The organism is Psychromonas ingrahamii 37 (assembly GCF_000015285.1).
GTDB classification, from domain to species: Bacteria; Pseudomonadota; Gammaproteobacteria; order Enterobacterales; family Psychromonadaceae; genus Psychromonas; species Psychromonas ingrahamii.
Genome location: NC_008709.1, coordinates 4,128,570 through 4,142,055, shown reverse-complemented (window position 1 = coordinate 4,142,055; position 13,486 = coordinate 4,128,570). Strand labels below are relative to the sequence as shown.

Genomic DNA, 13,486 nt, shown 5'->3' with positions numbered 1-13,486 from the left:
AAGATAGCTGAAACTGTTTTTCAAATAATAAATAATAAATGATAAGAGCATCGGATTTATTATAAGTCACCCTTTACAATTTAAGACCCTGAGCCAGATCCTTGTACTGACCGAAAAAAGTTTTCAAATAATCAATTAATAAGCGCAGTTTTTTAGATTCTGCTCCACCGGATGGAAATACCCCATAAAGATCAATATCATTAAGCTGGTATTCACCAAGAATTGATTCCAAGGTGCCTGCCTGTATTTTTGGCCAGGCATCATAAGTTGGAATACGGCCTAACCCATGGCCACCTTCAACAAAAGCGGTGCGCGCTGCTGCATTATTAGTACTGATCCCCCCTTTGACTTTAATACTAAAGGATCTATTACCTTTGCTTAACTCGATCGTACTGGATGTGAGTTTGTAAATAACCCACTCATGGGCAGTTAACTGAGCAGGGGAGGTTGGATAACCATGCTTTTTAAAATACGCGGGGGCGCCGCATAAACAGGTGCTTAGACTGAAGAGTTTACTGGCCTGCAAACCGGAATCTGGTAAGGGTGCGCCACGAACGGCAAGATCGATTCCCTCCTTAATAACATTAACCACTTCATCGGTGAGTTTCAGATCCAGATCGATTTTAGGGTAAAGCTTTCGAAAAGCATTTAATGCCGGGACGATGATTTGCAGACCCAGATTGACCGGACAGGTTATTTTTAACAGACCTTCAGGTTCATTTTTTAAATTTTCAATCTGCTGGTGGGCAGCTGAAGCCTGTTCGGCAATAACCCTGCAGCGTTGGTAATATTGTGAACCCGCCTCCGTTAAGGTAATAGATCGCGTGGAGCGATTAAGCAGTTTAATGGCTAAATGGGTTTCGAGCTTTTTAATGTGATAACTCACCACGGCACGTGATAAACCAATATGTTTGGCCGCGGCGCTTAAACTGCCCTGCTCTACTACCCGGGCAAAGACAATCATACTTTTGAGTTGCTCAAATGAAATATCCATTATTTCTCTCTATAGCTAAATATTTATCTATTGTATCAATTATTGTAACAATGATGTCAGTTATGTCTGCATTGTTAAAATTCCTATACCGGCATACACTAATCACATAAATTAATCACACACAATCTATTTAACACTACATAAAGGATATAAAAAATATGAATGCTAAAAAAATATTAATGGTATTAACTTCGCACTCTGAACTGGGCAATACAGGTAATAAAACCGGATTTTGGATAGAAGAGTTTGCTGCACCTTATTATATTTTTAAAGATGCAGGCGTTGAAATCACTCTGGCTTCACCAGCTGGTGGACAGCCACCTATCGATCCAAACAGTGATACCGAAGATTTTCAAAGTGACTCAACTCGACGTTTTGCCGAAGATAGCGATGGGCAGTTGCAATTAAAGAACACTAAAGTGTTAGCAGATATTAATGCAGCGGACTATGACACTGTTTTCTACCCTGGTGGTCATGGCCCATTATGGGACTTGACGGAAAATGCTGATTCAATTAGCTTGATTGAATCATTTTTAACAGCTAACAAACCTGTTGCTGCCGTGTGTCATGCGACTGCCGCGTTGCTTAATGTTAAAAACCCTGACGGAGAGTTTGCAGTTAAAGGTAAAGTCGTTTCAGGTTTTACCAATAGCGAAGAAGAAGGCGTACAGTTAACCGATATCGTACCTTTTTTACTGGAAGATGAACTCATTAAACGTGGCGCAGAATATCAAAAAGGTGCCGATTGGTCAGCCTTTGCGGTACAGGATGGACTGATTATTTCAGGGCAAAACCCAGCCAGTTCAGCGTTGGTTGCAGAAAAATTAATGAAGCACCTGACGACACAAAAGTAGCTTAAATAATAGCCGCTTAAATTAGAGCAATTTAAATATGAGCCCCTTAATTAAGTGGCTCATATTGCCAATAAACAGTAGGAAGTCATATGTTAAATTTCAGTTTTCAAAATCAGACACGTATTCATTTTGGTGAAGGTCAAATCGATAAACTCTCTACCGAGATCCCAAAGGATGCCAAAGTATTAGTTGTTTATGGCGGTGGTTCCATAAAAAATAATGGCGTTTATGATCAGGTGGTCAATGCGTTAAAAGATCATACTTGGTTTGAATTTTCAGGCATTGAGCCTAATCCAAAGTACGATACTTTAATGAAAGCGCAGGCCGTCATTAAAGAGCATGATATCGATTATATAATGGCTGTTGGTGGCGGTTCTGTGGCTGACGGTTGTAAATTTATTGCGGCAGCAGCGCTTTATGCGGGTGATGATCCTTGGGATATTCTGGCTAAACAACAGCCGATAGAAAGTGCCTTACCGATTGGTGTTGTGCTGACCTTACCGGCAACCGGTTCTGAGACAAATACTAATGCTGTGGTAACACGTGACGGCAATAAATTACCCTTCTCAAGTGCTGCGGTGCGGCCACAATTTGCAGTGTTAGATCCTGCGGTTACTCTGTCGTTATCGGATCGACAAATCAGTAACGGTGTGGTGGATGCTTTTATCCATACTATGGAGCAGTACCTTACCTATAGTGTTAGTGGAAAAGTACAAGACCGTTTTGCTGAAGGTCTATTACAAACCTTAATTGAAGAAGGGCCTAAAGCGCTGCAGCCGGAAACCAAAGATAATCTTGACGTCCGCGCTAATATTATGTGGTCTGCCACTATGGCATTAAATGGTCTGATTGGTGCCGGTGTACCGCAGGATTGGGCTACCCATATGATAGGTCATGAGCTGACGGGCGCTTACGAAATTGATCATGCGCGTACTCTGTCGATTGTTTTACCTGCAGTAATGAAAGTGCGCCGGACAGCGAAACATGAAAAACTGCTGCAATATGCAGAGCGTGTTTGGCATATTACCCAGGGCAGTGAAGATCAGAGAATTGATCAAGCTATCGCCTTGACGGAAGATTTTTTCCAGAAAATGGCGATGCCTATCCGCTTGTCAGATATTGAATTAGGCGCCGCAGATATTGATATTCTAATGGCTAATCTGGAAGGTCATGGCATGGTGGAGCTAGGTGAAACGAAAGAAATTACCCTTGCAATCAGTCGCCAAATATTAGAACAAGCAAGTTAATAACCACTTTCCCTTTCTTGATACTTTAGCTGGGGAAGCTTTCAGCGCAGTGATGGCTGAAAGCTTCCCCAGTCAAAGTGGAAAGCCCTCCTAGCACAGATTGGAATTATTTATGAGTCAAACTAAACAAGTCAATCGCCAATTTTTATTAGCATCGCGTCCGGTTGGCGCGCCCGTCCGCGCTGATTTTAATCTGGTTGAAACAGCTGTCCCGGCAATTAAAGAAGGTGAGGTTTTATTACGCAGCGTCTATCTTTCTTTAGATCCTTATATGCGTGGTCGTATGAGTGATGCTAAATCCTATGCGCCGGCGGTGGAATTGGGAGAGCCTCTGGTTGGTGGAGCAGTATGCCGTATTGAACAGTCACATAATCCTGATTTTGTAGTGGGGGATTGGGTTGTCGCCTTTGCCGGATGGCAAGATTATGCGGTCTCTGACGGTCAGAGTCTGCTTAAAATCGATGCCAGCCTGGCACACCACTCCTATGCGCTGGGTGTGTTAGGAATGCCTGGTTTAACCGCTTATATGGGCTTACTCGATATTGGTCAACCACAGGCCGGTGAAACCGTAGTGGTTGCCGCAGCAACCGGCGCAGTCGGTAGTTTAGTTGGACAAATAGCTAAATTAAAAGGCTGTAAAGTGGTCGGGATTGCGGGCGGTGCAGAAAAATGCAGGTACGCAGTTGAGCAGTTGGGGTTTGATTTTTGTCTGGATCATAAATCGGAAAATTTAGCAGAGCAATTAAGCAAGGCCTGCGATAACGGTATCGATGTCTACTTTGAAAGTGTTGGCGGTAAGGTTTTTGATGCCGTTTTTCCATTATTAAACACTAAAGCACGTATTCCTGTCTGTGGTTTAATCTCACAATATAACGCCACAGAGCTTCCTGAGGGCCCCGATAGACTTTCTATGCTGATGGGTACTTTGTTAGTTAAACGCATTAAAGCCCAGGGATTTATTGTTTTTGATGATTATGGTGATCGCTATAATGAGTTTAGTGAAGCGATGGGGGAATGGTTAAGTGACGGAAAAATTAAATATAAAGAGCAGATTGTCGATGGTTTAGAAAATGCACCATCTGCTTTTATCGGGCTGCTGCAGGGTGAAAACTTTGGTAAGCTTATCGTGCGTGTTGGACCTGATAATTTACAGTAAACGATAATTTAATTTATATTGTAAATTAAATACCATAAATAAAAAAACCGCTTAAGTTACTGCTAAGCGGTTTTTTTATTGATCCACTAAAGCTCCCTGAGATTAAAAAATCTCTCTTTAAGTGGTTTATCTTTGTCCTATGCCGTCAATACTGCATATTAATGGCTTCTTTAAATGTGTTGGCAAGGAGCTATATTTTGCCTTTTCATATAAAAATATTAGTTTAATCAGTATATTGTAATACTTCATTCTTTATAAAATCCAATATAATATTTATTGAATACAATAAAACCTACCGATTTTTCCCCTTTATAGTGGCTTATTTTCGCAATGCCAGGCCATGTAATCTCTATTGTTTTTTCTTAAACTGTCCTGCCTGTTGACTGATTAGTGATAATTAAACTTTTTTATATTGCTCTATTGTTAAATTCATGCTTTTTTGTGAGTACAGGGTTTACTTAATACTTAACAAATAATGATTAATCATTATTAATAAACAAGCGACAAGATGGAGAGTCTTTTTCAGCAGGTGTTAGCAGTTAAGTCAGTCGAATAATATGACTTACAAAACAGGGACTGTACTTCAACGCATAAGAACGTTTTTTTGTGTGGTCGTTATACAAGGAAGTTGTAGCCTATGGATTTAAATTCAGTAACCTCAACAATAAACAATAAAATTGCCAGACAGGGACATTTGCTGATCGTTAGCGGGCTCATCACTGTCTGGTCTTTGATTTAACCTGCGGACAGTCAGATGGACTTATGGGATATTGCTCAATGACAGGATGCTAAATACCTTTTGGTCTTTCATAAATAGCGGTCAGACCAGAACGGCATGGATAGCAGCGGCTTGATAACAGAGTGAATATTTATAAGTAGTGTTGCGAATACTTAATTCGTAATAAAATTAAACAAGGAGAAATGTCAATGGCAACACAATTATTGATTTATGGGCAAGTAGAGGCATTAAATAACAAACGTCATATCGATTGGTCTATTAAAGCGGGTAATAATTATAATTATGCCAAAAAAGTGAATTCTGTGCCTTTAATGGCAGTGGAATTTTCCAAGGCGTTTGAAGAATACTCAATTGTGTTTGCAGGTAGCGGTGATGAGTTATTACCTGTGGTTATTATGGGTGTACGTGAAGATGAAAATCTTTATGTCGATCAAGAGGGATCGTGGAAAGCTAATTACGTACCTGCGTTTATTCGTCGCTATCCGTTTGTATTTGCCAGTACTGACGATGGAAAAACATTGACCTTATGTCTTGATGAAAATTATGACGGTTGTAATCAAGAAGGGCTTGGTGAGCGTTTATTTGACGCTGATGGAGAACAGACTGAATACTTGGGTAAGGTGCTCGATTTTTTACAAGACTATCAAACTCACTATAAACGCACACAATTATTTTGTCAGGCATTAAATGAACTTGATTTATTTGAAGATATGGGTGCTAAGTTTACTTTGTCGTCGGGTGAAGAACGCTCCTTAACCGGGTTCAAAGTGATTAACCGTGAAAAATTGAAAGCTCTTTCTCAAGAAGCATTGTCAACATTGATGAAAAATGATGGTCTTGAATTGATTTATCTGCATTTACACTCAATGCGCAACTTTAATAAAGTGTTAGAGCGTCTTCCTAAACAAGAAGAAAATGCCAGTGAAGAAGTAAAAGAACTAGAAGCAATTGAATAAACAGCTACAGAGTCAGCTGACATGGTTCATACGCCCCAGTTAAGAGTTAATGAACTTAACGGGGTAAATAGAATGACAACATATAAAAAATATTTAAAATTAGATGCCATATAGCTGGTAAATGATCATGGTTAATGGGGAGGATTGATTGATATTTGATCGTTGTTGCGGATATTGAAAATATTTTGACCTTACTTCGAAGTCTCAATAACCCGACTGTGATTGTTATGGACTAATTAAGCTCAAAACGAAAAGCGAAAAGTTGCTCTGACATCACTTGATCTTCGCCTTGCAGCGCGGGCATAAATAATTCCTGGTCAACAAAAGCCAGCACCGCATCATCCAAAAGGGGGAATCCGCTAGAAGTTAGTATTTTAGGGTTTTTGGGCAGACCTTTTTTGGTGATGGTTAATTTTATGACTACTCGGCCTTGCTGGTTACGCAAAATGGCGCGTTGCGGGTAGACAGGTTTGCGACCGGAAACGACAATGGCTTCCTGCAATACGCCTTGATTTTTTGTGCTACTGGCCAGTGATGAGCTGTTTTCTGAGGGGGATTTTTTTATAACCGCCTTCTTTGCTGGACCGTTGCTCGTTTGTGGTGAAGAGGCTTGGTCTTTTGTTTTGCTCAGTTGCTCTGTTTCGTTGGTTAATATTTTCTCCGTTGCAAGTTGCTCGAGAAAAATCTCTGCTTTTAACTTCGCCACATTATCGGTACCGGCTGTTGCAAAGCTTTCCAGCAATGCCTGCTTTCTTAATTTAATTTCTGATTCAGAAAGTATTAAGCTTTTTGCACTGTATTTTATTACTTTTTTTGACTTAACTTTTGCTCTTTCTACGACTTCTTCTTCTGTAACGTAGGATTTCGCCTCTACTATTTTCTGCTCGGTTGGTGCTGCTAGTTTATCTTCTGCTGGATTCTGTCCTTTGTTAGGTTGGGAAATAAACTGGACTTGAACCGATTGCTCGCCGGAATTTAGCGGCAGTGTTGTAATGCGCTTGGGTTGATCAAGATAAAGAAAAATAAAACCATAGAAAACAAGGCTGATAATAAGAAAAGGGAAATAAGAGCTAATTATTTTCATGCACCACCGTCACTTTCATTGGTCTTTGTCGGTTGCAAAAGCAACATGATGGAATCCGGACAAGCGTAGTTTATCCAAAATTGATAAGGCGACACCTAAATCGGATTTTTTGTCACCACGTATTAATATGGGTAATTTATTGTCTTTTTGCAAGTTAATAACTTGCGCCAACATAAGCTCTTCAGTGGTTACTTCCTCATTAATAAAAAGTTGATTTTTGCTGTTTATACTAATAACTAACAGCTCCTCAGTTTGTTGCTGGCTATCAACTAACTGCGGTAATTCAATATTAATACTACTTTGCATAGTCATTTTAAGCATAACAAAAACAAAAAAAATCAGTAATAAAAAAATCACATCAAGCAGGGGTAACAACTCAAATCGGGCAGGCTGTTGAAAATTTTTCTTGCTTAATTTCATCGCGTTTTATTCCTGAAAGACTCTTTTTGTACCTGCCGAGCAGTCTCTTTCTGCTTTTGTAATTTAAGCTCATCAATGCTGAAATACTCTTTCTTTTTACTAATGGGGCTGGTGTACATCTCGGCCAGTGATTCCTGCGAGGTTTTATGCAGCTCTTTCATTTCCTCATGAAGATTAACCTTCACTTCATCTGACCCCTCTTTAAACTCGTAATGATAAGGCATTTCACTGTCTTTCTGCACTGTGTACTTAAACACTTCTTCGTTATCCTTGTTAGTACGACTCAACTCTTGCGTTTTCATAATTTCACTGAGCTCATTGGAGATAAGGCGCTGCTGATGGCAAATATGATAAAATTCACTGCCCACACCTTCCAAATGCAGTGTCAGTCTTTGCAGTAGTGCGCGAAATAGATTAAAGGGTAATAATGCCAATAGCGCAACCGATAAACCCATCGCAGTTGACACTAAAGCCTGTGCGATACCTGCAACGACCTCAGTGGGGTTGTTGACTCCCTGTACACCGAGAATATTAAAAGAGTGAATAATACCCAATACTGTGCCTAAGATGCCAAGCATTGGGGCAAGGGTTATCACGGTATCGAGTAAAGTTTGCCCGCGGGACATATTGTGGATTTTCCGTTCTGCGTAGGATTCCATTTTTTCATTGGGCGAAAATGGCAGGGCGTTGATACCAAATGCCAACATATTTAAAGCGGGTGTATCTAAACGCTGGCATGCGAGCAGTGCCTTGGTTTTTTCTTTTTTATTTAAATAGGCAAAACAATCGAGCAGTGGCAAGTGTTCTTTCTTAAAGTAGTAATGGAGCCAAACAAAACAACGCTCCAGAGTGACAACAGTGGTTAAAAATGAAGTTAACAGTAACAACCACATTATTAGGCCACCCTGTTGAAACCATAACGGCATCGCTTCATTGATTTGCTGCACCACAACAGAGAAATTGGCAGTGATCATGGTTATGTTGTCTATTGCCATACTTTATTTATTCCTATTTCTATTATTAAAGCTAATGCGTTACAGAAAAAACGTTCACACAGGTCCTATTTTAAACTCGACTGAAAGACGAGCGAATCCGAATTGTCGTCGGACGTTAGTTAATTTTTTTGAATCGTTATCCTAGTCTTTTTTAACCGGACTAATATTTGCCAAACTGATTTTATTGTTGATTTTAATTATATCAGCATTAATGGAAAAGTATGTGCTTAGATTTTTCTGGTTAAGCACCTGTTCCGGGGTGCCATCTGCAATAATAGTTCGCCCTGAATTAGCCTTTCCTGCGCCATGATTGAACTCAGTCTCCCCGAGCAATATTAAACGATCACAATAACTTGCTGCAAGGTTAAGGTCATGAAGTGCCGTGATGGCTAACTTTCCCGATTGCGTTAGCGATTGTATTAACTGCAGGGTTTCTATTTGGTGGCAAATATCTAAGCTTGCGATCGGCTCATCAAGCAAAATAGTCGCGGCCTGCTGAGCCAGTGCGCGGGCGATAATAACCCGCTGCTTTTCGCCACCCGATAAGGTGGTTACCGAGCGCGTTTTAAGGTGGATTATATCGGTTTTCAGCATCGCCTCCTGAATAATTCTGGTATCTTCCGCCGTTTCTAACTCAAAGGGCCCAAGGTAGGGGTTTCGTCCCATCGCAACCAGAGCCTGTACAGTAAAAGCATAGGGCAGTTCAATAGATTGTGGCACAAAGGCTAATTGTTTGGCGATATCGCGACGCTTTTGCGCATGAATATTCACACCATTAAGGTTGACGCTACCCGATTGTTGTTTTATCAAGCCTAACAGCAGTTGCAACAGGGTACTTTTACCCGAGCCATTGGCACCGATCAGGCCAACAAATTGGCCGGTTTTAAAGTCTAAATTAATATCCGTTAATAACGGTTTTTTATCATAGGAGAAAGCGAGCTTGGTACAACTTAAAGGCGACATAAATAAGGCTCCACTAACTTAAAACAAAACGTTGTTTGATTAAAAGAAATAGAAAGAAAGGTGCTCCTAACGCAGCCGTCACCACACCCAGTGGAATAGCCTGCTCACTAAAAAAACTGTTTAAAAACAGATCTGCGCCAAGCAGCGTAATTGCTCCGCCAAATAAACAGGCGGGTAACAGATAACGGTGTGCGGGGCCTAATAATAAACGTAAAATATGCGGTACAACCAAGCCGATAAAGCCGATTCCGCCGACCACTGAAACCGATGCTCCCACCATCGCGCTGCTGATAATTAAAAGATTGAGGCGCGTTTTGCGTACATCAACACCGACCGAGAGAGCATGCTGCTCACCTAACAATAATAGATCTAATTGTTTGCTATAAAATAGCAGTAATACAAATCCGCTCAGGACAATCGGCAGAATAATAAGCACATGATCCCAGGTGCGCCCATCAAGTCCGCCCATGGTCCAATAAATAATCATTCGTGCGACATCCCAATTACTCAGGGATAAAGCCAGTAATAATGAGGTGGCGGCGACATTAAGTGCGCTGATGGCAACGCCTGAAAGCAGCAGGGTAGCGATATTCGTTTGTCCTCTGCTGGAGGCCACGCGGTAAACAATGCTTAACGAGACTCCGGCACCAATAAAAGCAAACAGTGGAATGGCCCAGGCGGAAATAAGGGAAAAACCAAGATAAATAGCGATCACAGCGCCTAATGAGGCACCCGATGAAACACCTAATACGGAAGGGGAGGCCAGAGGATTACGGAACATTCCCTGCATGACCAGTCCGCATAACGCTAAACTTGCACCGGCAAACAGGGCAATAATAACGCGCGGTAAACGAATATCCATAATAACGCTGTGCTGCCAGTTGGCAATATCACTGCCTGGCGCAGTAAACAGAGCCTGTTTGAAGATAGTACCAATATGACTTAATGAAATATCAGCAGGGCCTTGTAACACCCCTAAGACAGTCAGAGCGATAACCAGCAGCATTAACAGTAATAATACTAAGCGGATGGTGGTTAAATTAGTGAACATTGATTTTCTCAGGGTAACTTTCTATTGCTGGATGCAGCAGTTGAGCTATTGCTTCAACACCTTTGATCCGGTGCTGGGAAACACTTCTGAGCCAGGTACCGGGAACGGCATAAATGTGATTGTTTTTCACGGCGGGTACATCTGCCCAGGCTTTTTTATTTTTTAAAATAGTGCGTGGGGAGACTTGCCCCTCTGCCTGATTAAAAATCCATTGGTTCATGACAATCACATCGGGTTGTAATGAAATAGCCAGCTCTTCGCTGATTTTATTTTCACCGTCAGCAAGGACGTCGTTGGTTACATTAATGCCGCCAGAAAGTTGAATGGCCTCATCCATTAAAGAGTTGCCGCCGACGCTGTAACCGTTTAGATCGTAATATAATACGCGCGGTGGTTTTTTATCTTTCACCTGCATTTTAATAAATGCGATGCGTTTTTGAAGATCGACAATCATGGTTTCACCCGCTGCCTTTGTATCGGTGACATTGGCGATAATGCGAATATTATTAAAAATATCGGCAAAAGAATTAAATTCACTGAGACGCACAATGGCAATGCCGCTGCGCAGGAGGTAACGCACTGTTTCGGGGTTGCTGTAGGAAGCGACAAACACTAAATCAGGCTGTAGCACGAGCATAGATTCAATCTCTCCTTGTGTACGGTAAATACTTTTATCAAAAAAACCCACAATATTGGACATACTGGGAGTATCAACATAACTGCTCACTGCCACTAAACGTTGCGGATTAATTAAACCTGAGAGCATATGATCGGTCGCCAAGGTGGCTGAGATAATGCGCACGGGTGTTTTTTTTAAAATAAATTTAATGCCCGTGGTATCTATTAATGTTTTGGGGAAATCCTGTCCTTCTATTTGGGTGGTAAAGTTACCCAAACCTTGGTCAAAAAGGGCAAATATTTGCCCTTTTTGAAAGTGGATCAGAGTAATAAAAAACACTAAAAGAAGGGTGAAAACGATCAGTTTTAGATTATTCATTTACCCTCCCGTTAGTGCTTTTTTTTACTTAAAGCTAAAGCCGATATAAGCTGTAAGCGGATCAGTGTTAAAACCTGAAACTTCTTGATAGTCTTTATCAAGCGCATTTTCAATACGGGCAGAAAGGGTGATATGTTCCTGAATCTGGTATGCAGTGCTGATATTGACAACCGTATAGCTAGAGAGTGTTGAATCATCACTGTCCAGGCGTTTACCAACATAACGAGCACCAATATTGGCACTTAATTCAGGCGTGTATTTGTAATTGGCATTGATACTGGCTGCATGTTTTGGTCGACGAGCCAGTTCATTGCCGTTACCGTCATTCGTCTCCATATAGGTATATCCTGTATTGACACGTAATTTATTGCTCACTTTTACTTTACCCGTAAATTCAATACCGCGTGCAGTGGCTTTATTATTAAGATTGATATACGTGGAATTAGGGAAACTACCAGACCATGTATGCATATCGGTATAAAGTGAGTCAAAATAGGTAAGATCGATATAAGCATCTGTACCCACAAAGTTATACTCTACACCCGCATCCCAACTGCGGCTTTTCTCTGGTTTTAGATCAGCATTTCCAACATAACCCCAGCTAGCATTCTCACCATATAACTGTCCTAAATTGGGGTTTTTGAGACCGGTACCATGGCTGGCATGTAAACGTGTACCATCATTTACCCAGACTGAGGTATCAATATGGTAGGTGGTGGTATCATCAAATTTATTATTAAAGTCACTACGAACAGCTACGTTAACAAAAATTGTTTTTGCCCAGTCAACGCCATAGCCTAAAACAACTCCCGATGCTTCGATACGCTCGTCTTGAGTCATTGACAAACTTTGATATTTATCACTTTCGTGCTCGGCAAGGAATGAGATGCGCTGTGTGTATCCATTAATAGCACTAATATAATAATCACTCTGCAGATCAGTTTTTATTTTTTTCCCTTCATATTTACTGTCGCCCCAGCTGGAAAAATCTTCGGTGTTTGAATCAGAAAAAGCGACTGAAAGACGATTTTTCCATTGATTATTTAACAGGTTAAGATGGCTGCTTAATTTTGCCTGACGTTGACTATTTGTGGTATAGCCTGAATCATATTCTGTTTCTGCATCGTTGTAACGTAGCACTGTATCCATTGAGAAAATATCGGTAAATTGATGGCCGGCTTTTAGGCTGACACTCTGATTTTTGTAACCATCGTCATCTGGATCGGTATCAGTTGCACTAATACCGTCGGTTTTCATGTTACTGGCTGATAGCGAATAATGGCTGTTACCCTGTGCGGCGCTAAGAGTGACATTTTCTTTATGATAGTTATTTCCCCCAACCTCGATACTAGCCGTTGGATGGAATCCTGCTTTGCCTTTTTTAGTGATGATATTAATCACGCCACCCATAGCATCGCTGCCCCAAAGTGCGCTTTGCGAGCCTTTTAAGACTTCTATACGTTCAATATTATCTGCCATCAGGTATGCAAAATCATAACCCCCTTCAAAGTTCCCTAAGTTATTGACTTCAATACCGTCAATAATCACTAAGGTTTGATTGGAATTAGCTCCGCGGATAAATACCGAGGTCGCTTGCCCTAAACCACCGTTACTGGCAACACTCACGCCAGGCACATCCTGTAAAAGTTCAGCCACAGTGCGCGCTTGATTTTCTTTTATATATTGTTCATCAAGCACTGTTACTGAGCTGCCGCTTTCAATACGTTTAGTTTCTACGCGACTGGCAGAAATGACAATATCATCCCGTGTATCTTGTTCTGAAATGGGGGGGGCTGCTGCAATACTTGTTGCGCTGAACAGTGTCGTTAAGGCAAAGGCAATCGGGGTGTAATATAAGCGTGGCATGTTTCTTCCTTGTTATTTTTATATTAAATAAGAAGAAAGTCTGTTGTTCGGGGTTTTACAGTAAGGTGGTGGCCTTTTATATAATACGCTGAGCATCAAAGACTTTCTTTGGCTCGCCACCATTACGAAAACCTTCAGCCAACTGGAAAATTATTTTCAGTTTT

Annotated in this window: 12 protein-coding genes; 4 read left to right on the top strand and 8 right to left on the bottom strand. The window is 41.0% G+C overall.

Annotated features, from left to right (window positions below; genetic code table 11):
- Window positions 1–73: 73 nt before the first annotated feature.
- Window positions 74–994 (bottom strand): LysR family transcriptional regulator, encoded by a 921-nt coding sequence (locus PING_RS17295; RefSeq protein WP_011771590.1) that lies wholly within the window; start codon window positions 992–994, stop codon window positions 74–76.
- A 158-nt stretch (window positions 995–1,152) separates the two neighbouring features.
- On the opposite strand from PING_RS17295, the gene PING_RS17290 reads away from it, so the two are divergent.
- The 4 genes from PING_RS17290 to PING_RS17275 all read left to right on the top strand — a co-directional run bounded on the left by PING_RS17290 (window position 1,153) and on the right by PING_RS17275 (window position 5,946).
- A complete protein-coding gene (locus tag PING_RS17290) occupies window positions 1,153–1,848 on the top strand; it encodes a type 1 glutamine amidotransferase domain-containing protein (RefSeq protein ID WP_011771589.1) in 696 nt (231 codons plus the stop codon).
- An 89-nt stretch (window positions 1,849–1,937) separates the two neighbouring features.
- The gene (locus tag PING_RS17285) at window positions 1,938–3,095 is read left to right on the top strand and encodes an iron-containing alcohol dehydrogenase (protein WP_011771588.1); all 1,158 of its coding nucleotides are present in this window, start codon (window positions 1,938–1,940) and stop codon (window positions 3,093–3,095) included.
- A gap of 112 nt (window positions 3,096–3,207) precedes the next feature.
- Window positions 3,208–4,251 carry an NADP-dependent oxidoreductase gene (locus tag PING_RS17280; RefSeq protein ID WP_011771587.1) on the top strand — a complete coding sequence of 348 codons (1,044 nt, stop codon included), beginning with the start codon at window positions 3,208–3,210 and terminating at the stop codon, window positions 4,249–4,251.
- Window positions 4,252–5,178: 927 nt separating this feature from the next.
- Window positions 5,179–5,946 (top strand): SapC family protein, encoded by a 768-nt coding sequence (locus tag PING_RS17275; RefSeq protein WP_011771586.1) that lies wholly within the window; start codon window positions 5,179–5,181, stop codon window positions 5,944–5,946.
- 232 nt (window positions 5,947–6,178) lie between these two features.
- On the opposite strand, the gene PING_RS17270 is transcribed toward PING_RS17275, so the two are convergent.
- The 7 genes from PING_RS17270 to PING_RS17240 all read right to left on the bottom strand — a co-directional run bounded on the left by PING_RS17270 (window position 6,179) and on the right by PING_RS17240 (window position 13,322).
- Window positions 6,179–7,030, bottom strand: a complete 852-nt coding sequence (locus tag PING_RS17270) for an energy transducer TonB (protein ID WP_011771585.1) — start codon at window positions 7,028–7,030, stop codon at window positions 6,179–6,181.
- Between the two features lie 15 nt (window positions 7,031–7,045).
- Window positions 7,046–7,450 carry an ExbD/TolR family protein gene (locus PING_RS17265; protein WP_011771584.1) on the bottom strand — a complete coding sequence of 135 codons (405 nt, stop codon included), beginning with the start codon at window positions 7,448–7,450 and terminating at the stop codon, window positions 7,046–7,048.
- Window positions 7,447–8,445 (bottom strand): MotA/TolQ/ExbB proton channel family protein, encoded by a 999-nt coding sequence (locus PING_RS17260; RefSeq protein WP_011771583.1) that lies wholly within the window; start codon window positions 8,443–8,445, stop codon window positions 7,447–7,449. Before PING_RS17260 ends, PING_RS17265 begins: the two co-directional genes overlap by 4 nt.
- Before the next feature lie 141 nt (window positions 8,446–8,586).
- Window positions 8,587–9,408, bottom strand: coding sequence for an ABC transporter ATP-binding protein (locus PING_RS17255; protein WP_011771582.1), 822 nt, complete (start codon window positions 9,406–9,408; stop codon window positions 8,587–8,589).
- 13 nt (window positions 9,409–9,421) lie between these two features.
- The gene (locus tag PING_RS17250) at window positions 9,422–10,459 is read right to left on the bottom strand and encodes a FecCD family ABC transporter permease (RefSeq protein ID WP_011771581.1); all 1,038 of its coding nucleotides are present in this window, start codon (window positions 10,457–10,459) and stop codon (window positions 9,422–9,424) included.
- Entirely contained in the window at window positions 10,449–11,456 is a 1,008-nt protein-coding gene (locus PING_RS17245; RefSeq protein ID WP_011771580.1) for an ABC transporter substrate-binding protein, read from the bottom strand. The genes PING_RS17250 and PING_RS17245 overlap by 11 nt, the downstream gene beginning before the upstream one ends.
- A gap of 24 nt (window positions 11,457–11,480) precedes the next feature.
- The gene (locus tag PING_RS17240; protein WP_011771579.1) at window positions 11,481–13,322 is read right to left on the bottom strand and encodes a TonB-dependent receptor plug domain-containing protein; all 1,842 of its coding nucleotides are present in this window, start codon (window positions 13,320–13,322) and stop codon (window positions 11,481–11,483) included.
- Window positions 13,323–13,486 lie beyond the last annotated feature (164 nt).